The 26962-nt window shown below is 36.0% G+C and carries 16 protein-coding genes, 1 tRNA gene and 1 pseudogene; 6 read left to right on the forward strand and 12 right to left on the reverse strand.

Going from position 1 to position 26962, the window contains the following annotated elements; genetic code table 11:
* Window positions 1–197 precede the first annotated feature (197 nt).
* Entirely contained in the window at window positions 198–590 is a 393-nt protein-coding gene (locus KO493_RS09905) for a c-type cytochrome (protein ID WP_216067796.1), read from the forward strand.
* 71 nt (window positions 591–661) lie between these two features.
* On the opposite strand, the gene KO493_RS09910 is transcribed toward KO493_RS09905, so the two are convergent.
* From KO493_RS09910 to KO493_RS09925, 4 genes are all read right to left on the reverse strand, one after another.
* Window positions 662–2848 carry a xanthine dehydrogenase family protein molybdopterin-binding subunit gene (locus tag KO493_RS09910; protein WP_216067797.1) on the reverse strand — a complete coding sequence of 729 codons (2187 nt, stop codon included), beginning with the start codon at window positions 2846–2848 and terminating at the stop codon, window positions 662–664.
* 2 nt (window positions 2849–2850) lie between these two features.
* Window positions 2851–3309: a (2Fe-2S)-binding protein gene (locus KO493_RS09915; protein ID WP_216067798.1), complete on the reverse strand. Its 459-nt coding sequence runs from the start codon at window positions 3307–3309 to the stop codon at window positions 2851–2853.
* 229 nt (window positions 3310–3538) lie between these two features.
* The gene (locus tag KO493_RS09920; protein ID WP_216067799.1) at window positions 3539–5251 is read right to left on the reverse strand and encodes a RagB/SusD family nutrient uptake outer membrane protein; all 1713 of its coding nucleotides are present in this window, start codon (window positions 5249–5251) and stop codon (window positions 3539–3541) included.
* A 12-nt stretch (window positions 5252–5263) separates the two neighbouring features.
* On the reverse strand, window positions 5264–8467 hold the full coding sequence (locus tag KO493_RS09925; protein ID WP_216067800.1) for a SusC/RagA family TonB-linked outer membrane protein: 3204 nt from the start codon (window positions 8465–8467) through the stop codon (window positions 5264–5266).
* 343 nt (window positions 8468–8810) lie between these two features.
* Here KO493_RS09925 and KO493_RS09930 point away from each other — a divergent pair.
* The 3 genes and pseudogenes from KO493_RS09930 (at window position 8811) to KO493_RS09940 (ending at window position 14430) form a co-directional block, all read left to right on the forward strand.
* Window positions 8811–9337: pseudogene (locus tag KO493_RS09930) on the forward strand (TonB-dependent receptor domain-containing protein).
* Between the two features lie 911 nt (window positions 9338–10248).
* Window positions 10249–12597, forward strand: coding sequence for a family 16 glycosylhydrolase (locus tag KO493_RS09935; protein ID WP_216067801.1), 2349 nt, complete (start codon window positions 10249–10251; stop codon window positions 12595–12597).
* A gap of 228 nt (window positions 12598–12825) precedes the next feature.
* Window positions 12826–14430, forward strand: a complete 1605-nt coding sequence (locus KO493_RS09940; RefSeq protein ID WP_216067802.1) for a family 16 glycosylhydrolase — start codon at window positions 12826–12828, stop codon at window positions 14428–14430.
* 436 nt (window positions 14431–14866) lie between these two features.
* Here the strand turns inward: KO493_RS09940 and KO493_RS09945 are convergent.
* Window positions 14867–14951, reverse strand: a tRNA-Ser gene (locus KO493_RS09945).
* Window positions 14952–15136: 185 nt separating this feature from the next.
* Between KO493_RS09945 and KO493_RS09950 the strand changes: the two genes are divergently transcribed.
* Window positions 15137–15769, forward strand: a complete 633-nt coding sequence (locus KO493_RS09950) for an NAD(P)H-dependent oxidoreductase (RefSeq protein WP_216067804.1) — start codon at window positions 15137–15139, stop codon at window positions 15767–15769.
* Window positions 15770–15913: 144 nt separating this feature from the next.
* The gene (locus KO493_RS09955) at window positions 15914–17110 is read left to right on the forward strand and encodes a DegT/DnrJ/EryC1/StrS family aminotransferase (protein ID WP_216067805.1); all 1197 of its coding nucleotides are present in this window, start codon (window positions 15914–15916) and stop codon (window positions 17108–17110) included.
* Between the two features lie 775 nt (window positions 17111–17885).
* On the opposite strand, the gene KO493_RS09960 is transcribed toward KO493_RS09955, so the two are convergent.
* From KO493_RS09960 to KO493_RS09990, 7 genes are all read right to left on the reverse strand, one after another.
* Window positions 17886–19646 (reverse strand): APC family permease, encoded by a 1761-nt coding sequence (locus tag KO493_RS09960; protein ID WP_216067806.1) that lies wholly within the window; start codon window positions 19644–19646, stop codon window positions 17886–17888.
* 507 nt (window positions 19647–20153) lie between these two features.
* A complete protein-coding gene (ypfJ, locus tag KO493_RS09965) occupies window positions 20154–21056 on the reverse strand; it encodes a KPN_02809 family neutral zinc metallopeptidase (RefSeq protein ID WP_216067807.1) in 903 nt (300 codons plus the stop codon).
* A 153-nt stretch (window positions 21057–21209) separates the two neighbouring features.
* Entirely contained in the window at window positions 21210–21983 is a 774-nt protein-coding gene (locus KO493_RS09970) for an XRE family transcriptional regulator (protein ID WP_216067808.1), read from the reverse strand.
* Window positions 21984–22240: 257 nt separating this feature from the next.
* On the reverse strand, window positions 22241–23413 hold the full coding sequence (locus tag KO493_RS09975; RefSeq protein ID WP_216067809.1) for an LOG family protein: 1173 nt from the start codon (window positions 23411–23413) through the stop codon (window positions 22241–22243).
* A gap of 326 nt (window positions 23414–23739) precedes the next feature.
* Window positions 23740–24888, reverse strand: coding sequence for an alpha-hydroxy acid oxidase (locus tag KO493_RS09980; protein WP_216067810.1), 1149 nt, complete (start codon window positions 24886–24888; stop codon window positions 23740–23742).
* Window positions 24889–24903: 15 nt separating this feature from the next.
* Entirely contained in the window at window positions 24904–25884 is a 981-nt protein-coding gene (locus tag KO493_RS09985; RefSeq protein ID WP_216067811.1) for a carbohydrate kinase, read from the reverse strand.
* 227 nt (window positions 25885–26111) lie between these two features.
* Window positions 26112–26750: a hypothetical protein gene (locus tag KO493_RS09990; RefSeq protein ID WP_216067812.1), complete on the reverse strand. Its 639-nt coding sequence runs from the start codon at window positions 26748–26750 to the stop codon at window positions 26112–26114.
* Window positions 26751–26962 lie beyond the last annotated feature (212 nt).

Consider the following 26962-nt stretch of genomic DNA (forward strand, 5'->3'; position numbering starts at 1 on the left):
TGAAAGCTTGTTAATTTAATAAACAGTGATTATAAACAAGTTTTAGAAAATTAAGCAATTCTAATATGGGGAAGCTTACATAGCCGATTTAAGGGGGTATGACTCTTGTTATGAGAATAACTGATAGTTACTGTTAAAATGTAACATAAACTTGGATGTTTTTCGGTTGAAAATAATTATTAATTAATAATATTAAAATGAAACAAATTTTTATGGTTTTGGGCATGTGTTTATGTTCTAGTTTTGTAATGGGCCAAAGTGCCTTAGATGATCGTATGAAACGCGGTAAGGAAATTTATAATGTACAATGTATTGCTTGTCATATGGAAACAGGAGATGGTATAGTAGGTGCATTTCCTCCTTTGGCTAAGTCCGATTACTTATTAGAGAACATTCCACGTGCTGCTAAGGAGATTTTAGGTGGATTAAGCGGTGAAATTGTTGTTAACGGTGTGACTTATAATGGTGTAATGCCTAGTCATGATTTAGATCCTAAAGCATTGACTGATGTGTTGAACTATATAACAAATAGCTGGGGGAATGACCATGGGTTAATTCCTGAGTCTTTAGTGAAAAAGGCAATTAATTAATTTTATTAATTGAAATAAAAAAACCTTAAGACCATAAGTCTTAAAGTTTTTTTATGTGTAAAATTTTAATTTTAAACAATTCCGTGTTTTGAAAGTGGAAGGCTTCTATAACGTTGCCCTGTTGCTTTAAAAATGGCGTTAACTAGGGCAGGAGCAATTACGGGAACACCAGGCTCTCCAACACCAGTTGGTGCAGATTTACTTTCAATAATTTCAACATGTGTTTTTGGGGCTTCTGTCATTCTAATCATTTTATAATCATTAAAATTGTTTTGTTCTACTTGCCCATTGGTTGTTGAAATATTACCATAATACGCCAGAGATAAACCAAAGATTACTGCGCCTTCCATTTGTGCTCTCACGGAGTTTTTGTTAACTGCGACTCCACAATCAATAACCATATTAACATTGTGGATTTTTACTTTGTTGTCTACAATGGATACTTCTATCGCTGCAGCCACATACGAGAAGAAGCTATAGTGTACTGCTAAACCAATGGCATGTCCTTCAGGTAAACTATTACCATAGCCTGCATTTTTAGCGGCTTTTTTTAAAACATGTTTTAATTTGGCAGTATCGTATTTAAATTTCTCCTTAGTCTTTTCAATACGATCGGAGCCTATAAGTTGTAGCCTAAACTCTAAGGGGTCTATACCGGCTTCATAAGCTAATTCATCAGAAAAAACATTTATACAAAAAGCGTTTGGAATATTAACAACCGAACGTAACCAACCAATTCTAAGGTGGGCATCTGCTTTACCTGTTTCAAATTGCATGTTGGGTATATCATATGGTACATTTAGTGCGCTTCCTATTTCGCCTCCTAAAGGATAGTTTGCTCCCGGCTGAAATGTTGATTTTATAGTAGGTAATGCCAAGCGGTGTAGCCAACCAGTAACCCTGCCGCTATTATCTAGACTAGCTTTTAGATATTGAGCGGATGTGGTGTGATAATAACTATGTTGAATGTCGTCTTCTCTTGTCCAAACCACCTGAACTGGGCCTTGAATTTCTTTAGATAGAATTGTGGCTTCTACCACATAATCTGGTTTTGATTTACGACCAAAACCACCACCTAATAGCGTTACGTTTACAGTGACTTTTTCCTGGTTGATACCGAGGTAATCGGCAACTTCTTTTCGTGCAGCTTGCGGTGTTTGAAGAGGAGCCCAAACTTCACAAGTTCCGTCTTTTACCCATGAAATGGCATTAGGTACTTCCATAGGGGTGTGTACTAAATGTGGTAGTTGGTAAGTGTGCTCAATAAGCTTGTCACCTTTGGTAAAAGCTTGATCGATGTTACCTTTACTTTTATTTACCTTTCCTGGCTTTTGAACCGTTTCTGTAAGCTCCGTTATAAAAGTGTTGGTAGTGTATTCGGCATTAGCTCCATAATCCCAATCAATTTTTAAGGCTTCTTTGCCTTTAAAAGCAGCCCAGGTACTGGTTGCGATTACCGCTACGCCACCTAAGGCCCCAAACGGTTTGATAATACGTGGCACTTCAATAACATCTATAACACCAGGTATTTTTAGGACATCTGTTTTGTCAAATGATTTTACAGATCCAAAGGTTACAGGGCAGCGTTTAATTGCAGCAAATTTTAAGTTTGGAACGCGTTTGTCTAAGCCAAAAATAGCTTTACCTGATACGATATCATGGACATCGATACTTGGTAATTCTTTTCCAATGTATTTAAAATCTTTAGAAGATTTTAATTTAACATTCTCTGGAATATCTAATGTAATAGCAGTTGAAACCAAGTCACCATACCCTATTTTTTTACCAGTGGTATGTATGACAAAATGATTTTCGGCTGTACATTCAGTTTCAGGAACTTTCCACGTTTTTGAAGCGGCAGATATTAACATAGCTTTTGCGGTGGCACCCATTTCTCGCATGCTTTGGTATAGGTTTCTAACGCTTTTGGAGCCGTCTGTATTTTGGTCTCCGTAAATGGCATTACCTGTAGCTTGTTTTACAGTTACTCGACTCCAATCGGCTTCCATTTCATCTGCAATCACAGAGGTTAGAGAAGTACGAATACCTTGTCCCATTTCAGAACGAGATGCTACTAAAATTAAACGGCCATCAGGTAATAATTCAATAAATAAATTCGGATTGAAAGTCTCTTTTTTTAAATGGTCTTCCGTTAAATGAGAAAATGAAGACAACGATGTTGCCAAAATTAAACCTCCAGAAGCTAGGCCCATATTCTTTAAAAAATGTCGTCTACTTATGTTTTTTATAGGAGCCATAATTATTGTTTAATTTTTATTTCAGCCGTATTTTGTATGGCTTTTTTAATGCGTTGATACGTGCCACATCGGCATATGTTTCTGGCCATAGCGTTGTCTATGTCTTCTTCAGATGGTTTTGGGTTTTTGTTTAATAAAGCTGTTGCTGATATTAATTGACCTGGTTGGCAGAATCCACATTGTGGAACATTTAAATCGGCCCAAGATTGCTGAAGTTTTTGAAGGTTTTCTGTTTCACCTTCTATAGTAATTAAAGTTCTGCCTTGCATTGCAGATACTGGCATTAGGCAAGAATTTATCGCAGTACCATCCATTAAAACCATGCAGGAGCCGCACAAGCCTTTTCCGCAACCGTATTTTGTTCCAGTGTATCCTATTATATCACGTAAAGCCCAAAGAAGCGGCATGCTTGGATCTGCATCTATTTCGTGGTTTTTTCCATTTATATTTAACGTTATCATACTAAGTCCTATTTGATTACTTAATGTTTGAAATTTACTGATTCTAGTTTACTTCTAAGTTTTTAGAGGTTGTTTTATTTTGATACTTATAGTTCGTTATTTAAAAATAGTAAACTTAGATTAGGTTATTAATGTAAATAATAATTATCTAAAAAATAAGGCTCTACGGAACTTGTAGAGCCTTAAAACTAAACTAAACTAAAGAACTTACGGCTTTTATTAATATATTTTAGTAACCGTAATTTTGTTTTATAGACGGCGCTTTCTCTACCTCTGTTTGAGGTATTGGGAGATAGTACATTTTGTCACTCCAAGGTCTGGTAACGACAGGTTCAATGTTGTAATACTCCGTGCCATCTGAGGCTTTTTTCCATTTTAAACCGTCAATTTGCATCCCTAAATGCGATTCGATCATCCAACGTCTTTCATCAAAAAAGTTATGGCCTTCAAAACATAACTCTACGCGGCGTTCTCTTCGAATAGCTTCTAATAAATCGGTGCCGCTGGTGTTAATTACTGGTTGCAATGCTCGTTTAGAGACTTTATTTAGTGCTTCTAAAGCTAATGCTTCATTTCCTAAATGATACTGAGCTTCAGCATAATTAAGATAAATCTCGGCCAAACGAAATAGAATAAATGGACGTTGTGGTGAAATACCACCAGCAACTTCTACATTTTCATCTTGGAATTTTCTAATATTATATCCGGTTTTAGAGGAGTGAAGTGCATTTCCGGTGCCTTCAGGTGAATCTAACCCATGCGGGTAAGTATTTACATCGTCTGATAAATAATATTGCACGTTTCTTCCTCTAAAGTCAGCACCATTAAATAAAAGATTAGCGTAATAACGCATTTCTCGGTTTTCGTTTATTTCATCTGGATTAAAAGCGCTGCTTGAAGTACTGCTACCATCATTCATGTTAAATTGCATTGTAAAAGCAGGAGTAGGTGATGACAGTGCCCAGCCACCATAACCGTTAGGGCTTTGTGTTAAATCCCAAAGAGAATTGGCATCAAGTCCAAATTCATAATATTCAGCACCATAAGGTCTAGCAAATAGAATGTCTTGATTAGGCGATAGAAACAAATCTTGGTAATCTTTTGCATTTGCTACTGAAATAAGATCTCTATACCCCACCATGTCAATGACTGCCTTGGCAGCATTAGAGGCATCCAACCATTTATTAGGTTTGTTGTAGGTATACAGCGGGTCGTTACTAGGTGCGTAACTAGGATCATGTAGTTTACTTGCTGCGTAGAGTAACGTTCTAGATTTAACAGCTAAGGCTGATAATTTTGTAGCTCTTCCAAACTCATCACCTGGACGGTCTGTAGGAAGGTATACGATAGCTTCATCGAGCTCGTTAACTATAAAATCGACACATTCCTCATAACTATTACGTACTAGGTTGAAATCATCATCTAAACCTAAGGCATGCTCCATGATAGGAACACCTCCGAAATAGTTAATAAGTTTTCGGTATACATTAGCACGTAAGAAACGCATTTCTGCTTTTAAAACATTGGTCTGGTCAGGATCTTTTGCCATGGCTCCACTGTTATCTATGCGATCTAAAAATTCGTTTATTGAACGTACGTAATCAAAATAGTTTTGCCATTTATCTGCTAAAACACCAACATTACTAGGTGTCCATTCTGCTCTTAAACGGAATTGATCTAAATCATTAAAGTTAAATTTAGCTTCAAATGAAGCGGCCTCAATATTGAATCGTCTACCCCACCAATTAAATCGGTTTACCGACCAACCTTCGGTGCTATTATATGCAGTGTAAACTAAATTTTCTACTTGGTCGGGGTCGCTATAAACCAGATCTTCTGAAAAGGCATCTGATGCTGTTACATCTAATGTGTCTTCACAGCCAAGTGAGGCAAAGAGTGATAGCGTACAGATAAATTTTATTATATAAGTTTTATATTTCATAATTAATACGATTTAAAAATTAAGATTTAGACCTAATGTGAATGTTTTTAAAGAAGGGTAAGTGCTTCCTCTAAAGTTATTATAGCCTAAAGCCTCTGGGTCTAGGTTTGCATCTGCGATGTCTGAAAACATGGTAAAGAGGTTGAATCCTCTAACAAAAAATCGGATATCAGCGAAGGTGCTTTTTTCTTTAGTTAGCGTGTATCCTAATTCAATTTCTTTAAGTCTTAAAAAAGAGGCGTCTTTTAAATACAAGTCAGCACCTTCGAAGTTCTCTTGATCTCCACTTTGGTTGCCGCTGTATTCGTCACTTTGTCCAAATGCTCTTGGGTAGCTTGCATCTCTATTATCTGGAGTCCAGCGGTCGTTGTAAACAAATTCTGGTCTTGCTCCTGCTTGATCAAAAAACACTAAGGTTTCTGCTTTAGCTTGGCCTTGGAATAAAAAACTAAAGTCTAAGTTTTTGTAGGTAAATCCTCCAAACACGCCGTATTGTATTTCTGGTGTGGCTGAGGTATAAGCTCTAGTTCTATCGTTAGCATCAATAACTCCGTTACCATCGGTATCTACATAGTATGGTTCACCTTCTACGGTTCCGTCAAGTTTTGCTGGTGCGGCATTAACTTCGTCTTGATCTCTAAATAGCCCATTTGTTGGGTATACGATGTATGAATCCATTGGATGACCTTCTTGTTTTAGCCCTTCTGGAACATCTGCGGCTTCATCTAGATAAACAACTTCGTTTTTAGCTTGCGTAAAATTACCTCCAATATTGTAATGGAAGTTTTCATTAACGCTAGCACTCCATGAGGCTTCAGCTTCCCAGCCAAAATTATCTACTTTACCTAAGTTTTCTTCTGGTAAGGTAAGTCCAGCAGCTTCTGGTATAGAGGCGTTTCGCGTAATTAATATATTTTCACGCTTTTGGTAGAAGTAGTTAAAATCGGCATTAAATCTACCATCGAATAATGACATGTTAAGACCAATGTTTTTCATGTCGGCGGTTTCCCATGTAATATCTGGATTAGGTACATTGGTACTTGTATAACCATTTTGTCTCGATCCATTGGTTCCAAAAATGTAATAGTTAGGTTGTGCAGCATTTGTTGGTCCGCCGTAACTGTATCGTGTTAAATATTGAAATGCGTCAATTCGATCGTTACCCATTAATGCCCAAGAAGTTCTTAGTCTTAAGGCGTTAATCCAATTGGCATTATCCATAAAACCTTCTTTGTCAATCGCCCAAGACGCAGCAACACCAGGAAATGTTCCGAAGCGGTTGCCTTCACCAAAATTACTTGATCCATCACGTCGTATGGTAAAATCTACGAAATACTTCTTTTTAAAATCATAAGAAAGTGATCCGAAGAAGTTTAAACGCGCCCATTCTTGAGATGTTCCATAAGATATTTGCCCCTCATCACTTCCTGCAAAAAGTTCCGGGTGGTTATCTGATGGGAAATCTCTACGCTCTGCCCAAAAAGTTCTTTGGTTTGTAGTAGCTTGTTCCATACCTACAAATCCACTTACTGTATGCTTCTCGGCAAACATATTGCGGTAATGAATGGTGGCGTTAAATAGGGTATTGTTCATTTCCCAATAGGTTTCACGAAGTATGCTTTTGTTTCCTTGTTGTGAATATCCTGGCTCTTCGATGTAGTCACCAGTACCTTCTTGGTAGGTGTATACTTCCCATGGGGTGTACCATGATTTTTCATCGTAGCTTTCTTTTTGTACACTGGCAAAACCTTTAAGTTCAAGTCCTTTTATCCAGTTGTTTAAGTTGATGTCATAAGAAAATCGGCCTCTCAAATCGTTGTTGTCATTTTCTACAAAACCAGATTCAGAAGTTGACATGATATACGGGTTAGATCCGTTTTCTCCCCCCCAAGCTACAAGTCCGTTAGGGTAGATGCCTACTTCGGTTGGTAAATTGGTATAAATGTGCTTGTAAATATAATTTGCATCAACACCAGGTTCTTTATTGGTCCCAAAACGGCCAGAAAGATCAACTCCTATTTTGAAATTTTCTACAATTTTAATATCTAGATTAGAGCGAATTTGATTTTGCTTGAAATTTAGATCACCAGAATGAAACATACCTACTTGTGATATGGCATCTGCACCCACAAAATAGTTTACGTTTTCACTTCCTCCCGAAATAGATAATGAGTTTCTAGCTTCTGGAGACGAATTAGCAAATGTTAAATCAGACCAGTCTGTACTTGGGTAAAAGGGATCGTTTCCGGCAGCATATTTATCGATGTCCGCTTGCGAATACGGTAATGCTTGGCCATAACGTTCGGCGATTTCGTTGTTGTAAATAGCGTATTGTTCCGAATTCATAAATTTAGGCTCTACGGAAAACTTCGATACATTATATGTAGAGTTAAAATTTATTTTTGGCTTTCCTGATTTACCACGTTTAGTGGTAATTAATATAACACCATTTGCTGCTCGAGCACCATAAATAGCTGCAGCACCGTCTTTTAATACTGATAATGATTCGATATCTTGTGGTGATAAATAAGAGAATGACTCAGCAGGTACACCATCAATAAGTATTAGCGGGTTATTATTATTTAGAGTAGCTTTACCACGAATTAATATGTCAACATCTCCTGTAGACCCTGGGTAACCACCTCTATCGGAAATGATCATACCTGGTACTTTTCCAGACAAAGATTTAGCCAAATCTTTACTTCCAGATTTTTCTATGGACTCAGAGTTTACAGTACTTACTGAGCCTGTAATTTCACCCTTTTTCCTTGTTGTATAACCAACAACGACTACCTCGTCTAAAGCTGCGGTATCGGGTTCTAAAAGAATGTTAATGTTCGATTGATTTCCAACTTTAATTTCTTGGGTGATGTACCCTACATAAGATATTACTAGGGTTGCATTACTATCTGTCGTTGAAATGTTAAATTCACCATCAAAATCGGTTACAGTTCCCGTAGATGTTCCTTTTATCATTACCGATGCTCCTGGCAATGGTCCATCTACATCAGAGACGGTTCCTGTAATGGTTTGTTGTGTGATTTCAACTTTTTTCGGAGTACCATTGTCAACTGATTTTGTGGCAGCAAATATAGGAGTAGGTGATATGGCTTGACATATAAACAGTGAAAGTATACCATACTTATGTTTTTTGTCAATCAATTCACTCCAAATGTTAGAATTGATTTCAGTCTTAATTAGTTTGTTTAATTTCATAAAATTGTTTGTTAATGTAGTTAGTTTGTTGTTAGTTTTTTTTGTTTTTAGTTTTATTCATTGGCATCTATTTTGAATTAGGATTAATTGTGTTTGAATTATAAAAAAGGTTTATTTATATTTATTTGTGAGTAACATTGCGAATATGTGAAAATAATCACTTACAAATTAAATTATATTTAAAGCTGTTTACTGATTTAATATTACCTCTAACTAAATGATATTTACCCGAATTGGGTTTTGTTGTATTGATTTTAGTAGTAGGATTGTGTTATTTAATCACCTATTATGTTGTTGGTTTATAGAGTGTTAATATTATAAAACCCTTGATCAGGGTGACCCAATGTTAAAACCAGAGTTTATCGATTTAGTAGAAGTAGGGGTAGTAAAAGACTTTGAAAACGGAAAATCACTTTACGGAACAGCCTATTACCGTGATGTGAAAAACTTAATCATTCGCGTCAATACCGTGTATAGTGATACGATATTAAACAGAATTTATTCAAACGTAGGCAGGGGAAATCTTTAGGTTTAGAAGTAGGCTCAGGATTTAAAATCACCGAATCGTGGAAGAATTCTATAGGCGCTAACTTGTATAATTTTGCCATTGATGGGGCTTACAACGGAAATAAAATCGATACTAGTAGTTTTGTATATTCCTTAAATATAAATTCTATCTACAGTTTTTCTGAAACAGCATCCATGCAATTTAACTTTAATTACCTCTCAGATCGTGTAACCGCACAAGGAGAGGATTCCAGATTTTACTCGCCTAATTTATCTTTTAAAAAGTCCTTTTTCGATAATCAGTTTGTAGCTATATTGCAATGGCAAAATTTTGATATGGGGCTGTTAGATATTAACGAGTAGCGCATAACGATCTGGCAAGAAGATTCCTTTTATACTACCACGAACTACGTTTACGAAGTCGATATGGTGTTTTTAAATTTAACGTATGTCTTCAATTATAGAAAAGATGAGTCTAAATTTATTGAAAGTGAATTTGGTAAACGAAAGTTTTAGATGGGTATATCGAATTAGGTGATTTGGATGTTTTTTTCAGGCTTATTACCAAATTATTGTTACAATACGGGAATATTGAGAAGCAACAAAGATAGAGGAATACCCTTGAGCTAATCGGTAATGAAAATTTCAAATACATTAAAGCCATATTGCATATTAATTAATAACGATTTTTATGCCGCAATAATGTTTACTTATAATGAAACAATTTTCTCCCAATCAGCACATTCGCTTGCGTGCCGCGAAAAGCTACGTTTCAGGAAAAGGGCTTCATTAACAAGATCTTGGACATAATCCTCACTTTTGATTTTCCATTTCGTTAACCCTTTCCGTTCAGATAGCTATCGGGACTGGAAAAGAACACTTCATTCCAACTAAAAAGCGAAAATCAACTCCGCTTCCTTAATAGGGAAAATGTATTTTCATTTTGTTCCACTTCCTATGCATTTGTATTTCACAAAGCGTTTAGAATCAATTCCCAAGCCAACACTGTCATATCTTTTTTTAACAGCAAAATAACAACAATCCGTTTTGAACGACAGCATAATCAGGCTTTCTTCGTCTACGCTCTGGGTAAACTCGCTCGCACTTTTTATATGCCTTATCAAAAAACAAAGCTCATACACTTCTAATCAAAAAAGTCAAAATAGATACTTAATTAGTTCAATAAAGGTAATTACAGACTATAAATAGATAAATACGAGACATTTATAGCGAAAAACACGAAGTATTTTTACTACTCAACTAATTTTAACAAAATGAAACATTTAAACACCTTTAAAAAAGTGGGTAAAATTGTTTGCGTTTCTGCTATTCTGACCACCACCGGAATGCTTCACGCACAAAAACCTACAAAAACTGAAAACCCCAACGACCAATGGCAGATTAAATGGAATGCCTCCGATGAGTTTAACAGTACTTCGCCTGATTGGAGTAAATGGCAAAAAACTTCCGGACTTCCTAATACTACTGCTTGGAAATGGGACAACCAACGAAATGTAGAAAACAACAACGGCATTACCGCCCTAACCATGCGACAAAATGCTAATAATGCTTCCGATGGAGACACTTACTTTAAATCGGGAATATTAAAATCGTATGCTACTTTTACTTATGGCTATTTTGAAGCAAAAATAAAAGGGGCCGATATTGGCGAAGGCGTTTGCCCTTCGTTTTGGCTTTACAGTAATTTTGATCGTAGCGTTTCTAACGGACAAACTGTATATAGTGAAATCGACATCGTAGAATTACAACAATTTGACTGGTACGAAGGTCACCAAGACGATATACGCGATATGGATTTGAATCTACACGCCGTAGTAAAACAAAACGGACAAGATGTATGGCGTAGACCAAAAGCCTATCCAGACGCGCAACTAAATAAATGGCGCGCACCCTGGGATCCTACTAAAGACTTCCATATTTATGGCTGTGAGGTAAACGAACAAGAAATCATCTGGTATGTAGATGGCGTGGAAGTTGGCAGAAAACCAAACACTTACTGGCACAGACCAATGAATGTGACTCTATCACTCGGACTTAGAAAACCTTTTGTAGAATTCTACAACAACCGAAATAACGCAGTAAACCCAGAGACCAATGCAGCTGCTAGAGCTAAATTAGACGGAATGCCAACCACCATGTATGTAGATTACGTTCGTGTTTGGGAAAAATCAGGAACTTCAACTACACCACCAAGTACTGGCATGGGAAAATTACAAAATGAAGGATTTGAAACCGGAAACCTAAACAACTGGGACGCTAGTGCTGGGGCTTCTACAGTAATTAGCAACAACCAAAAATCTGGACAACATGCTGGTTCAGTTAATAATTCAAGTATCGCACAATTGGTTACCTTAAAAGCAAACACGACCTATACAATTTCCGCTTTTGGAAAAGTAACTTCTGGAAATACCGCTTTTATGGGTATCAATAAGCATGCTACCAATGCTGTTGTAAAAAACCACGAATTCTCTAGCACTTCCTATTCTAAAGGAGAATTTACTATGACTACAGGAAACCAAGAAGAAATTTACAGAATTTGGTTCTGGTCTTCTGGAACTGCTTATTGCGATGATTTTACGCTTACTGAAGGTGGTAGTGACAAAAATGATGATGATAACAACACTACAATAAAGGTTACAGGAGTTACTTTAAGCAACAGCAACCTTAGTTTAAACGTTGGGGACTCAAAAACTTTGAGTGCTACTATTTTGCCTCAAAATGCTTCCAATAAAAATGTGACTTGGTCGGCTGGAAACACCGCTATTATTTCCATCAATCAAAACGGACAAATTCAAGCGCTAAAAGACGGCACTACTACCGTTCAAGTAAAAACAACCGATGGTAACTTTTCTGCAAGTTGCAACATCACGGTTAACTCCAATAACGATAATGATAACGGGAGTGGAACATCAGGACTTCCACAAGCAGGGCAAACCATATCTCTACAATCAAATGCAGGATTATACTTGACGGTAAACAAATCGTCGGGCACAGCTATACAAGCCACAAAAAATGATGTAAATGCATTAGAAAAATTTGTGGTCGTTAAGGAAGATGGTTTCTACGGATTACAATCGGTTTCAACTAGCAAATACGTAACAACAGCAAGTGACAATAGTTTGCGCTGTGGTGCATCTGGTATTTTTAATCGACAAAAATTCACTATAGAATCCAACGGCTCTGATGGCGTGTACATTAAATCTAAAATCAATAATAATTACTGGGTGCTAAACGGGAACAAATCTATTTCAGTTACGGCTAGTAACAAAAGTCAAGCCTCTGTATTTTATTGGAATCTAAGCAACATCACCAATAAGTCAAACGACTTAAGCAAGGCTAGTTCAGATAAAAATATAGAAATTCAAAACGAAGTAAACATCTACCCAAATCCATTTACAAACGGTAATCTAACTATCGATTTTGGAGCTTCTTTTTCCGGAAAATTTACACTTTATGATTTAAATGGCAGAATTATCTTAACTGAAAATATAGATACTCAAAATGTCTTAACCATTAACAAATCAAACCTTAACCAAGGTTTATACTTAATCAAAATTAGCAATAAAGACACATCAATAACTAAAAAATTGATTGTAAAATAATGTAATACTTTAATTTACATTTACTACCACTAATGCATAGGCCTTCAATATATGGAGGCCTATCTATTTATAAGTAATTCAAAACCAGACTTCTGTTCAATTTTAAGTTTTCAGATTCAAGAAAGAATTAAAAAGGGTAATTCCAAACCATAAGTAGATAATTTCATACTACTAGACGCAAGGCTTTGTTCTTAACTTTACCATTCAACAAATATTACTTAACCCATAATGAAACTTAACTCTTTTAAAACTTTTGGAAATTTCTTATGTGCTACAGCCCTAATATGTAGCGCCACAATATATGCCCAGAAACCCACAAAAACAGAAAATCCGAACGACCAATGGAACATTAAATGGAATGTTTCTGATGAATTTAACAGCCCCACTCCCGACTGGTCTAAATGGCGAAAAACAGAAGCCCTTCCAAACACTACTGCTTGGAAATGGAACAACCAACAAAATGTTGAAAATGATAACGGCATTACTGCATTAACCATGCGACAAAACCCAAACAATGCTTCAGATGGAGGAACCTACTTTAAATCAGGTATTTTAAAATCGTATGAAACTTTTACTTATGGTTATTTTGAAGCAAAAATAAAAGGTGCCGATATAGGTGAAGGGGTTTGTCCTGCTTTTTGGCTGTACAGCGATTTTGATCGTACAGTTAGCGATGGAGAAACTGTGTATAGTGAAATTGATATTGTAGAACTACAACAATTTGATTGGTATGAAGGCCACCAAGACGACATTCAAGACATGGATCTTAACCTACATGCCGTGGTGAAAGAAAACGGGCAAGATGTATGGCGAAGACCTAAAGCTTTTCCAAATGCGCAATTAAACAAATGGCGTGCCCCATGGGATCCAACAGCCGATTTCCACATTTATGGTTGTGAAGTTAATAAAAATGAAATCATCTGGTATGTAGATGGTGTAGAAGTAGCTAGAAAACCAAACTTATATTGGCACAGGCCAATGAACGTGACTTTATCTCTAGGTTTAAGAAAACCTTTTGTTAAATTTTACGACAACCGAAACAATGCGGTAAACCCAGAGGTAGATCCAGATGCTCAAGCGAAATTGGGCGGTATGCCAACTACTATGTATGTGGATTACGTTCGTGTTTGGGAAAAAGACGAAACAGCAACACCGCCATCAACTAGTGTAGGGCTAATTAAAAATAGTGGTTTTGAAATGGGCGATTTAACCAACTGGGATGCCAGTGCAGGTGCTTCAAATGTAGTAGCCAATAACCAAAATTCAGAACAACATGCTGGTGCGGTAAACAATTCTAGTATTGCACAATTAGTTACCTTAAAAGCCAATACGACATATACGGTTTCGGCCTATGGTAAAGTTGCAGCAACAGGAACTTCCGCTTTTTTAGGCGTGAGTAAACATGACGGTAATGTGCTAGTAGAAAACTTTGAATTTACAACCACTAGCTATTCTAAAGGGGAAATCACCTTTACTACTGGCAGCCAAGACGAAATTTATCGATTCTGGTATTGGTCTCAAAACACAGGGTACTGTGACGATTTTTCATTGGCTGAAGAAGCGCTTTCTAATACCTATTTAGAATTTAAAAATGCCGTAAGTATTTATCCAAACCCATATACTAATGGAGAACTAACTATTGATTTTGGCAGTGTATTTTCAGGTGTCATAGAAATTAGTGATATTAACGGAAGAACTATTTTAAATCAGAAGATAACAGCTTTAAACACTTTTTCCTTAAATCAGACCCAGTTACCTGTAAACAGCGGGTTGTACCTTATTAAAATTAGTAATAATGTAAAAGCAGCAACTAAAAAGCTACTTATAAAATAATTGAGAAACAGGCAGGCTTTGGTATTTCACTAAACATACTAAAGTATTGCCGTACTGCTTATACAGAGTGTTTTTCAATTTGCTACAATTATTTATAAGCGCAAAAGCCTCCTTAATTGGGGGCTTTTGTTTTTCTTGACTTCAACACTTTTTTTTCGTCAAAACACATAATTAGTTGATAATCAGTATTTGGCATATTTATACATGAAAAGAAGAACCGATCTGGAACCACGAATGTAGTGATAGTTGAGAAGAGTCATGGGAAATTCAAACACATTAAAACTATCGGAGTTAGCCGTGATGAAAAAGAACTTGAAAAATATTCCTTGATCCCTTTAATTTGATATTGTATGATTTTTTTTGGAGAGTAAGAGAATGAAAAAAGCCCATAAACATAATGTTTACGGGCTTTTAATGGAATTTAATGTATTCCTTGCGGAGAAAGAGGGATTCGAACCCCCGGAGGTGTGACCCTCAACAGTTTTCAAGACTGCCGCATTCGACCACTCTGCCATTTCTCCTGAGTGCCTCATCAGGTATTCCCTGAATGCGGGTGCAAATATAGAAACCTTTTTCAATTCTGTCAAACAAAAATCGATTTTTTTTCAATTTTTTTTTCAAGCCCGTTTTCCGTCTTAATTTTTAGGCATATTGTAGTAAAATACAAACTGCATATCTTATTTTTGCGCAAATACAAAAGCTAATAATGGATACGATTAAGCAACTGGAATGGCGCTATGCAACCAAAAAATTTGATGTAACAAAAAAACTTTCCGAAGAGAAATTAAATGTTGTAAAACAAGCCTTCAATTTAACGGCGACATCCTTTGGATTGCAAACCATTAAATTAATGATTATAGAAGACCAAAACGTTCGTCAATCGTTAATAAAAGCCTCCTTCAATCAAAAACAAGTTGCAGATGCCTCACATTTACTTGTAATTTGTGTTCAGAACGACATCAGTACAGCCGATATCAATAATTATTATAACAATATTAAAGGTATTCGCCACACTTCCGAAACCATATTAAAACCGTATCGTGAAGATTTAGTGAACATGATGGCGCGTAAATCCGTTGTACAACGTCAACAATGGTCTACCAACCAAGCCTACATCGCCTTGGGTAATTTAATGACAGTTTGCGCTATGGAAGGCATCGATTCCTGCCCTATGGAAGGCTTTTTACCACAAGAATACGATCGTATTTTGGAACTCGAAAAACAAGGATTAAAATCGGTGTTATTATTACCAATAGGTTACCGCGCCGATGACGATATGTTTTCTACATTTAAAAAAGTAAGACAACCAATAGAGGAAGCCGTAATAGAATTTAAATAATATGGGCGTTACCACAAGGGTCGGGCTATCGGCAGTCGCTTTTTTGTGTTGCATAGGTGCAACAACACAAAAAGAGCTCCAACAAAGCCTCAATCCCTAACGCACCGCACGATATATAACAACATTTAGAACTCAATTAAGATTATGCCAGGATTTGAATTATTTGGAGATTTGGAACGCAAGGAAGTAAACGACGTTTTAGACAATGGGGTGCTTATGCGCTATGGGTTTGATGGCATGCGTAATGGCCATTGGAAATCAAAAGAACTAGAAACTGCTTTACAAGATACCTTTCAAGCCAATCATGTGCAACTGGTTTCTAGCGGTACGGCAGCCGTATCGGTAGCTCTAGCCTCAGCAGGTGTAGGTGCTGGAGACGAAGTCATCATGCCATGTTTTACATTTGTAGCCAGTTTTGAAGCCATCATGATGCTTGGCGCTATACCAGTTCTTGTTGATATTGACGATACTTTAGGCTTAGATCCTGAGGCTGTAAAAGCAGCCATAACACCAAAAACTAAGGCTATTATGGTAGTGCAAATGTGTGGAGGTATGGCTAATATGTCTGCATTACTAGCGATATCCAAAACCAACAACTTATTATTAGTTGAAGATGCCTGTCAGGCCATTGGAGGTACATATAACGGTAAACCACTTGGTAGTATTGGCGATTTAGGATGTTTTTCATTCGATTTCGTAAAAACAATTACCTGTGGAGAAGGCGGAGCTGTAGTAACAAATAACGAATCCTATTACACAAACGCCGATCATTATAGCGATCATGGACATGATCACGTTGGAAATGATAGAGGTGCAGAAACACATCCGTTTTTAGGGTATAATTTCAGAATTTCAGAGCTTCATGCCGCCGTAGGTTTAGCACAAGTAAAACGCTTACCGGAATTTATAGCCGTTCAAAAAAAGAATTTCAATATTATCAAAGAAGCCCTTTCTGAAATTCCAGAAGTCACCTTTAGAACCGTTCCCGAAGGCGGAGATGAAAGTTGCGCCTTTTTAAGTTTCTTTTTACCAGATTTAGAAATCGCCAATAAAGTGTCTTCAGCATTTAAAGAAAACGGAGTAGATGCTTGTTTTCATTATTTTAACAACAACTGGCACTACATACGAAAGTGGGATCATTTAAAAGATATGAAATCCTTGTTTCCTATATCAGCCGAAGTTAAAAACGGACTGAAATACCTAGAAACTAAAACCTTCGAAAAATCAGATCACTACATCGCAAGAAATATTTCCTGTTTAATCAAACTCTCATGGACCGAAGAAGAGGTAAAAGCCCGTGCTTCAAAAATGGTAGAAGTGATTAAATCTTGTTTATCGTAGTTCTTAAATTCTGAACTCGATTCAGAATCTCATGCAACAAATAATACCATTTCTGCTTTTATTTTATTGGCGGAAATTAAAAGTAGAAATGGTAGAAGGTATCACTCGTTATGAAGATGTCTAAAATCGCTGTTCGAGCGAAGGCGAGAATAGTTTGTCATTTTCAAGGAACATTTTCTAATTGCATTGCCTTGAGAATTTTACCCCGCTAGTTCGTGTTTGTAACTTGCACTTTCAGAACTAGAGTTTCGTCCTTCTGAATTGATTTGGGCATTCCATAATATCGAGAACTTATTAAGCCCTCTAAAAAACCGAAAACCCTCTGAAAAACAAATTCTCACAGGGTTTTACTATATATAATGATCTACTTGGGCGTCATTGAATTTTCAAATGCAATTTAGAAAAAGATTAACCGCTGTAGGTAACCACACCTACAGCAGCTCTATTAATCTTTAAAAACCAAACTAAACTAACTTTATGAAAAAATGTAATCTGTTATAATTACACTACAAATGTACCCCTGCTTTAGTGGTTTTATGGCGACATGGTATGTCGTAAGCTCTATTCGATTAATAATCTTATGAAACAGAAACGTTTTCGCGCTTTCAGATCATGAATAAAAATGGTGTTTCGGCGAAGGCGAGAATAGTTTGTCATTAAGATTTCATATCAGAAATTATAATCTTAAAAACTATCATTTCCTAAAAAAACGAAAACCCTGTGAAAAAGAACTTTCACAGGGTTTTACTATATTATAAATCGTGTATCTCTTAAATCATATAATTAAACGAACACCACCTAAGTCTTCAACCTTATAAGGGAAGCGGTCTCCAGGTGAACCTATAAACATGAAGTTGATTGGTATTTTCCACTCTTCAGACAACTTATTAATAAGTTCTGGGCCAAATTCTTCATCTAATTCAATAAATTCTACTTTAATTTTCGGATACTCACGGTCAATAACGTTTATGTCGGCTCGTAATTCATTAGAAACGGCATTACCATTTTTAAGCGCGGTTACCACTTTTAGTTTTTTGGTATGTTCATTTTTCTGAATGTATAACATCACTTTGTTTAAAGTAGCGACATCATCATTTTTAGTAAAATAAACAAACTCTTGAGAGTTGATATCGTGAATAACTGAAAGGATCTTTTTGTCGGTTTTAAAAACGATGTTTCTAAAAGGGTCGAATACCGAGTGGATTAATTTTAGTAAAAATTTTAAAAGAACCGTTCTGTTTAGCATGACCAAAATAAACACTATAGATGGTATGAAATATTCTAAAAATACCGTTAAGTTGCTTGGTGCTCCATTTGCTGGTTGCATGATTACATTTCCAATTAATGCGACTACAACTGCTATAATAGCAAACATTATAGCGCTCCAAGTTGCTTTTTCAGGACGGGGTAAGCGGTTTCTTCTAACTTTCAATAGAATATTGCCTATACCAAAAAGTGCCATAACCGATAAGAATGAAATGGTGTAAACTCCAGCTAGTAATTTTACATTACCATTGGTAATTAATAACACCGAAATCGTTAAAATTAAAAACACTATAATAATACGGTAAGAGCTCCCTTTTTTATTTTTCTTTAAAAAGAATTGAGGTAGAATTCTATCTAAGGCCATTCGTTCTAAAAGACCAGAAACACCAACAAAACTAGTAAGTACAGCACCACTTAGTACTAAAAAGGCATCCACAGCAATTACAATGGCTAACCAATCGCCACCTACATATGAGGCCATTTCTATTAAAAGCGTGTTTTGGTATGAATCACTTTGTAATACTGGTAAAGCAAATAATGCTAAAGCGAAAATAGCCGTAAGGGGGTTAATAACACTTACTACAATCCACATGTTTTTAAGGGTTTTTGGAAATACCCCTTTTTTCTGTTCTTCAACAAAATTTGCCGAACTTTCAAAACCAGAAACTCCCAGCATAGAAGCTGCAAAACCTAGAAAAATGGCATTAGTGATACTGCCTCCAGTCGTGGGCATTTCCCAGTTTTGAAAAAAGAGATCAAAACCATTGTTAGCCAAGAAAAATACAATAAACCCAGTTAATAATAAAAATGATCCCAGGTGGAAAAGAAATATACCAATGGCAACTTTAGCCGATTCGGACACCCCACCAATGGTTAATACGCCAAAAAAGCAGAGTAGAACTATGGTCGCAATAATAATAGGAATAGATGGAATTAAATGATGTAGATAATGTATCGCTTCGTTAGCAGAGATTACCGCTGTAGCCATGTACGATAGTAAAGTTAAGGTGGCCGCAAAAGAGGCTACCGATTTACTCGTTGTATTCAGTAAAGCGTTATAAGCACCTCCATTTAGAGGTAACGCGCCAACAACTTCACCATATATTTTCCTAAAAAGAAAAAGCACCAGAGAAACAATAAGTAGTGTAATCCAAGCATATTGGCCAGCAAAGGCTATCGCTAATGCCGAAACATATAATACGGATGAACTAATATCGTTTCCACAAATCGCTGTTGATGCTAATTCGGAGAGTTTGCTATGTTTTTTCATTTATTGTAAGGGTTGGTTAATGTTGTTAAAGCGGGTAAAGCACAGTTTAAGTTTACAAAAGCTCCTTTTTGATACGGTTATGTTTTGTAATTCTTAATAAAATGTGAAAACACAGAACTAAGATAGTAAAACTGGGAGAAAATTTACACGCAAAAAGAAGAAGCTTATAGAACTTCCCAACTTTTTTATGGAATAGAAAAATATGATTTAGGAGCTGTTGCTATAATCTTGCATTTGCTTTTAATGAATCCTTTGTTTTTGGGTTGTAATTTTAGGTATAGTGAATATAGCCCATGGATTTTAGTGATGTTTTGATTGGAAGCATTTTTTTGAGTGCATAAAATTGTTGCTAAAAAAACCACTATAGTTGTTGATTATAGTGGTTTTATAGCGAATTAGTCGTTTGACTTTTATGCTGGTGTTTTTCGTAATTTTTGTTGTGGGACCTAGAATGTCAAAATCAAGATAACTTAAGCATTATGCCAGCTTACGAGCAACAAATTTAATTTATAACGCATTAGTATTAAAAGTATCGCCTTGAGATATATCTCCGGTTTCGAACCCTTTTTTAAACCAGCGCATACGTTGAGCTGAAGTTCCGTGGGTGAAAGAATCTGGTACAACGCGGCCTGAAGCATTTTTTTGTAAGCGGTCGTCACCAATAGCATTAGCAGCGTTTAAGGCCTCTTCTAAATCACCCGATTCCATCATTTTAGTCATTTCTTGTGAATGGTGTGCCCAAACACCAGCTAGAAAATCTGCTTGAAGTTCTAATCGAACCGAATACTTATTGTATTCAGTTTCGCTTATTGTTCCGCGTAAGCGATCTATTTTTGCGGTTATACCCATTATTTTTTGAATGTGATGTCCCACTTCATGTGCGATAACATAAGCTTGGGCAAAATCACCAGGCGCATTTAATTCACGCTCCATATCGCTAAAAAAGCTTAAATCAAGGTAAAGTTTTTCATCGCCAGGGCAGTAAAAAGGTCCAGTAGCACTAGTAGCGGAACCACAAGCTGAGGATACAGAGCCTGTGAAAAGTACAAGAGTAGGGTTGCGGTAATTTTCTAAAAGAGAATTCCAGACATCTTCCGTATTTGCTAAAATTGTAGCGCTAAATTCTGCCAATTCATTTTCTTTTTCAGTGCCTTGGTAGGGAGAAGCGTTTTCGGTTTGTATTTGTCCACCACCAATAAATTGACTGATAATATTCAAAGGATTATTACCTGTTAGAAAGGAGCCGATTAAAAAGATACCAACAATAATTAAACCTACTTTTGAGAACAAAATTCTAATTAGCGGACCTAAAAGCATGGGGCTAAATCCGCCAATACCGCGACTAGAGCCTCCACCTTGACCTCTTCGATCTTCAACGTTTGAACTTTGTCTTCTACCTTTCCATTTCATAATTTTTATTTTAGTTGGATTAATTTTTAATGATTCAATTTACTTATAATTTCGGTACTTACATATATAGTAAAGTGACTTTTTTCTCGTAGTACTTTTTTATTCTTCTTCCAGTGGTAAAGCAAATGTTCGTTTTATTTGTTTGAAAACAAGTTAATTAACTAGTTTTTCTAAAGCTTTAAGTTCAACACCAAGCTCGGTAAACATGTTCATAATACTACTGTATTTTAACTCTTCTTCGCTGTATTCTTGTGTATTGATACTGCAAACGTATTCCCAAAGCTCTAATACTTCATTAATGGGAACACTATAATCGTGGTAGAATTTATTATCGGACATTAATAATAGCGAGCCATTAAAATCGATATTATTCATAACCCGCTTATAAACAATACCGTCGTTGGCGGTCACAAGAACATAAGTACGCCCGGTTTTTATGTCGTTTCTACTTTCTATAAATCGACCAATAACATACGAACCATCTTTTAAAGGTAACATAGAATCACCCTTTATAGGAAAGGCGCGGTGTTTGCCTGTAGGCAGAAAAGGGAGTTTGATTTTTTGAAGTTGTTCAATAAATTCGGGATCGTCGTAACCAGCCAAATAACCTGCAGAAGCCTTTACGGGAACGACTTCGATAAGATCTTCATTATCACTATCGACCGTAATGGGAAATAACACCCGTTGATTATTTAGTTCTATAAATGAAAAATCTTTGGCTTTAGTAAGGTCCTTTCTAAGTAAAATATCGATAGGAATCTTAAAATAATCAGAGAGTTGAATAAGAAACTCTACAGTAGGAGCAGAGCGGCCTTCTTCATAAGAACCAATACGTGAACGGTTTACTTTAAGTTCTTCCGATAAGGCTTCTTGAGAAAGCTTTTTAAGTCCTCTCAAGTGTTTGATGTTTTTAGATATAAAAGTCATAATACTACAAATATAAGTAATTATAGATTTTATTTGTAGTTAAATTTTTAAAAGCCGTAAAAAAATGTAGAGGTTAGTCGTTAGCTCTATATTTTGATATTGATTTTTTTAGTAGTATTTCAAAGGAGCGCAGTCGAGCTTTATATTTCTGCTTTGGATACGCTCTCGACTGCGCTGCTGACAAAATAGTAAATGATTTAGTGTTCTTTTTTTAGGTTGAAATACGTTTTAATTTACCTAAAAAATGACTTGTTTCTTTACTTCGGAAAGGCGTAGGCTTCGGGGTTGTAGTTTACAATATGATTAATGATTTCTGAAGGGTCTTCAGTTAGGTGTAGTATTTCGCCATAGGGCCTGCCTTCTGAAGTATGTTTCATAAATTCCCAAAGAGGTCTCTCAACGGTCCAAGCTTCAACTCCAAAAAGAATCATGGGCGACACATGTTTTTTTATTGTATGCGTGTTGTAAGGCGCATAATGGTTTTGTGTGACCTCTTGAAATATCTCCTGAGTGGTGCCAGCACTTCCTGGAGCAAAAATAACGCCGTATTTGGCTATAGTTAATAGTCCGTCTTCTCGAACACTATTAGCAAAATATTTGGCAATATGCGTAGCGAAGAGTGCAGGTGGTTCATGACCGTAAAGCCAAGTTGGTACGCCTATACTCATTGATGCTTCTTCTTTTCCAGACGGCATTGGGTATTGCGTTTTTATCTTCCAAGCGCGGTGCAACCAATCTGTATCGTCGTATTCTTTGCCTGGAATTGCATCTGGTAATCGTGTTTTAAAGGCGTTAACAGCTTCTATTAATTCAGTCTCAGGTCTATAGGAAAAATACGCACCTAAATGTGTAGCTTCCATAGCACCTGGACCCCCACCACTAACCATTAGATAGCCCTTCCGCGTAAGCGTTCTTGAAATTTTTGCGATCTCCAAATAATAAGGGTCTTGACGTTCCATGGCATGCCCTCCCATAATAGCTACCACTTTTCGGCCTTCAATAAGTTCGTAAAGCGCATCGGTAATACTGTGGTCATGCAGTCTTCTCGCTAAACTGATGTGAATGGAAGCCGGGGTTTCCATGCCGTTTTCTACATAGTCTTTATAGACTTTATAATCGAATGTGTCTTTGTATCCTCCTTTACTATTGATATCAAAACCTTTAAATAATTCTTCAACTGAATATAATTTTGCTTTGTGCATTTTAAAAGGCACATCTTTTCTGTTGGAAATGACCATACCTCCCGTTTTAATAATATGTCCTGCAGCTTCATTGGTTAAATCACAACCCAAAAACATAGAATCTTCAAATGTGTGTTTAAAAATCTTGGCATCATAAGCAAGCAAATTGAGTTCTTGCAGTGCCATAGGGGTTTTTACTCCAGAATTTATCCAGTTTTCAAAATCTAGTAATTCGTCTATTTCTATCATTTGTGCTTGGGTTGAGATGTTTTATTATGTTGAAATCTATAAATAGGTGTACGAATATAGTAAATCTTTAATGGCCTTATTTACGTTTGCGGGCCAACGCCATTTATGGCACATGTTTTAGAATTATTAAAAGATTCTAAAGTTAAAGATGAACATATTAATTATGAATTTTTTGGACCGGTTGAGGATTTGCATAAAAATTAAATTTTGGGCACATTTATTCCTGAGTTTATGATGGGTGAAATCCTGTAAGCTCTAAGTTTAAATGTTCAAGAATTATTGAATCGACGAGTTTCAATAGGAGTTGTGTGAAGAATCTGTGCTATTTATTTTGCTAAATGGTACGGGAAACTAGACGTGTCTTCACAACACAATTGTTCCATGACTTGTTGTAATTCTGCTTTTAATAAAGCAATGGTATGATCGCCTCCAGCCTTACCTAAAGCAGAAACACCATACATAAACGAGCGTCCCATAAAGGTGAATTTCGCCCCGCTTGCCATAGCTCTGGCTACATCTGGTCCAGATCGAATACCACTATCCATCATCACTTCTATCTGGTCGCCATATTTTTCGGCTATGGTAGACAAAGGTTTAATAGTAGATTCTCCGGCATCCAACTGACGACCACCGTGGTTGGAAACTATAATCCCATCTAAGCCTAACCGAATGGCTTCTTGAGCATCAAATTCTGATGCCACACCTTTCAATACTAATTTTCCTTTCCACATATCGCGGATGGGTTTTATTTTTTCTTCGTTTAATCGGCCGCTAAAAGTCTGATCCATAAACTTTCCCAGTTGCTTTAAATCAAGCCCTGGTGGCATGTATGGCTTTAGGGTTTCAAAGTTTGGCTGACCGTGTTTTAGGGTTTCTAAAGCCCAATGTGGTCTGCCAAGCACTTGTAAAATGTTTTTAACTGACATTTTAGGCGGCATGGCTAATCCGTTCCTAATATCTCTTGGTCTAAAGCCAAAGGTTGGCACATCACATAAAATTACTAATACTGGACAATGTGCGGCTTCTGCGCGTTTAATGATATCATCTCTCAAAGCATCTTCCGAGGGGTGATACAATTGAAACCAAGATTTGCCTTCTGTCAATTCACTGGCACGTTCTATACTTGTTGTAGTCACTGTACTCAAAACAAACGGTATATTATGCTGGTGTGCTGCTTTAGCCAGAATTTCTGGGGCATTTGGCCACATTAACCCTTGCAAACCTACTGGTGCTATACCAAAAGGAGCATCGTATTCTATACCAAATAATTTTGTTTTTAATGACGAACCTTGGTGTGCCCTTAAATAGTTTGGTTTTAATTGAACACCCCTTAGTTCTGATGTGTTACGTATTACATTTACGTCCTCATTACAACCACCATCCAAATACTCAAAAGCAAATTTTGGAATTTTATTTTGTGCCTGTTTTCTTAAGTCGTCTACAGAAGGATATCGGGTATCAAAGGTTATTGCCATGCTATTTTTTTATAATTAAGTCACGATAAAAGGTACATGCTTTTTTAGAGCATAGTTCTTTTTAAGGAATTTTGAATTTAGTTTAGTATCGGAAATTGATAGTGCTGAACCTAAAGCTGAACCAATAGAAGCATCTGTAGTTCTTAACTTTTTATCTCTAAAATGGTGCGCAATTAATTTCACATAAACATCATTATCACTGAATCCACCATCTATATAAACTCTAGAAATCTTATCGGTTCCTATCGCTTTTTTGATGCTTTTTATTTGAAGTAAAACCAGCTCGGTCATCAATTGATGGTAAGCTTCTTCATAGCTATAAAAACGCAATTCGGTTTTATCAGGCATGGTTTCATCAGCTATACTTTCCCAATGAAAATGGTATTTAAAATCGTCCATGATTTTAAAATACAAATCTGGATCAAACTTAATGGTACGGTGATAATGATCTTCTACACCAAAACAGGCGTCCAATTGTTTTACTTGTAATTTATATTCGTTACCCAAAAATAAACGGGTCGCCTTTACAGGTTTGCCGTTTATTCTCATGTAATTAATACTCTCGTTGGTTTCAGCATCTGTAGCTATTGGATTTTCAGTAAACGGATTAAACACAATACTCCAGGTTCCTGTAGATACTAAAACAAACTTCTTTTTAATACTTCTTACATAAGGTAATAAGGCTGCAGAACTATCATGAATACCAACACCAATTTTTATGCGGGTGCCATTGTAATTCATATTAATACTTGTTTCTGTTGAAACAATAGGAGGTAATATCTTATCTAAACCTTCTGCATATACCCAATTATGGTAATCTTTTTTACCATAGTCCCACAGCGCTGTATGGCAGCCTATACTCGTATACTCACTTAAAGGAATACCTGTAAATATGTAACTTAAATACTGTGGTAAGTGTAAGCTGTATTTTATCTTTTTAAAAACCTCTGGTTGGGTTTGTTTTAACCAATACAATTGTAATCCAGAATTAAGCATGCTTAAATCTGCACACCCTGTTGTTTTTAGAAAGTCTTCTTATAAGATGAAATAGCTCTTGTATATTCTTAAATGACCTGTATAGTTCTTCAGGTTGCTTAAGTGCAGTACCTTAAAACTTTCATTGTTTATGAGATACTGACTTTATTGATTTATTGCAAAAAAAATAGCGAGAAGTATAATTCCCGCTATTTTTATAAAAGCACTTTATTAAATAATGTTATTATTTAATAAGTATTACAATGTGTTGACGTGTAAATTCTATCAATCCTTCTTTTTTGACTCAATGTTTTAATACATTGGTGCGTTCTGTAGTTGTACCATACACGGAATGTATTTCCTTTATCTTGGTATTTTTTTTGTTCTTTAAAACCACGGTCATTTAGTTCATCATACGCAGAAAGCGCATCTCTACCAACTAGATCGTGTACTTTTACATCTTTATTACCATAGCTATAGTTGCTATTATATTCTCGATCATCAGTATGTCTCCAGTTATCGCGATCGTTATGATAATACCTATTATTTGAATTGTTACTCCAACTGTTAGAACCAGACAATTCATTACCACTGTTGTCTTTATGGCAATCATAATTTGGTACTTCTACGATAGATTGGACATCGTTTGAATGTACTCTAAGAGTTACACATTTTTCTCTTTGATCATGCCAGTAAGTAATATAAGTATTTCCTCCAGAAACACTTGTGTCCACTAAGTCATAACCTTTCTTTTTTATTTCCTTTAATGCCTTAACATAACTCATATATTCAACTGAGCGTAAATCTCTAGGTGTTTGAGCGAAACTAACCAAAAAGGCTAGTATGAAAATTGAAGAAATACAAATTGTTTTAAACGTTTTTTTCATTTTAAGGGTTTTAATTAATTTTATATTTAAAGTTTTGAGTTGAAATTTAACTTTGCTTATAATTTGTTGGTAACAAAAGCATTAAGTATATCTGTTGATTTAAATTTTTTCGTAATCATAAATTTACTAAAAAAATAGTTTTAATCGTTCTAATTTCTATTTTTATCGCTTTGTTAATATTTTAGCCCCCAATAAGTTCGGAGTGATATTTT

Source organism: Pseudotamlana agarivorans (genome assembly GCF_018860245.1).
GTDB lineage: Bacteria > Bacteroidota > Bacteroidia > Flavobacteriales > Flavobacteriaceae > Pseudotamlana > Pseudotamlana agarivorans_A.

Bases quoted from the DNA above. Each gene is read 5' to 3' on its own strand.
- KO493_RS09905 (WP_216067796.1), top strand. From the start codon at position 198: ATGAAACAAATTTTTATGGTTTTGGGCATGTGTTTATGTTCTAGTTTT.
- KO493_RS09910 (WP_216067797.1), bottom strand. From the start codon at position 2,848: ATGGCTCCTATAAAAAACATAAGTAGACGACATTTTTTAAAGAATATG.
- KO493_RS09915 (WP_216067798.1), bottom strand. From the start codon at position 3,309: ATGATAACGTTAAATATAAATGGAAAAAACCACGAAATAGATGCAGAT.
- KO493_RS09920 (WP_216067799.1), bottom strand. From the start codon at position 5,251: ATGAAATATAAAACTTATATAATAAAATTTATCTGTACGCTATCACTC.
- KO493_RS09925 (WP_216067800.1), bottom strand. From the start codon at position 8,467: ATGAAATTAAACAAACTAATTAAGACTGAAATCAATTCTAACATTTGG.
- KO493_RS09935 (WP_216067801.1), top strand. From the start codon at position 10,249: ATGAAACATTTAAACACCTTTAAAAAAGTGGGTAAAATTGTTTGCGTT.
- KO493_RS09940 (WP_216067802.1), top strand. From the start codon at position 12,826: ATGAAACTTAACTCTTTTAAAACTTTTGGAAATTTCTTATGTGCTACA.
- KO493_RS09950 (WP_216067804.1), top strand. From the start codon at position 15,137: ATGGATACGATTAAGCAACTGGAATGGCGCTATGCAACCAAAAAATTT.
- KO493_RS09955 (WP_216067805.1), top strand. From the start codon at position 15,914: ATGCCAGGATTTGAATTATTTGGAGATTTGGAACGCAAGGAAGTAAAC.
- KO493_RS09960 (WP_216067806.1), bottom strand. From the start codon at position 19,646: ATGAAAAAACATAGCAAACTCTCCGAATTAGCATCAACAGCGATTTGT.
- ypfJ (WP_216067807.1), bottom strand. From the start codon at position 21,056: ATGAAATGGAAAGGTAGAAGACAAAGTTCAAACGTTGAAGATCGAAGA.
- KO493_RS09970 (WP_216067808.1), bottom strand. From the start codon at position 21,983: ATGACTTTTATATCTAAAAACATCAAACACTTGAGAGGACTTAAAAAG.
- KO493_RS09975 (WP_216067809.1), bottom strand. From the start codon at position 23,413: ATGATAGAAATAGACGAATTACTAGATTTTGAAAACTGGATAAATTCT.
- KO493_RS09980 (WP_216067810.1), bottom strand. From the start codon at position 24,888: ATGGCAATAACCTTTGATACCCGATATCCTTCTGTAGACGACTTAAGA.
- KO493_RS09985 (WP_216067811.1), bottom strand. From the start codon at position 25,884: ATGCTTAATTCTGGATTACAATTGTATTGGTTAAAACAAACCCAACCA.
- KO493_RS09990 (WP_216067812.1), bottom strand. From the start codon at position 26,750: ATGAAAAAAACGTTTAAAACAATTTGTATTTCTTCAATTTTCATACTA.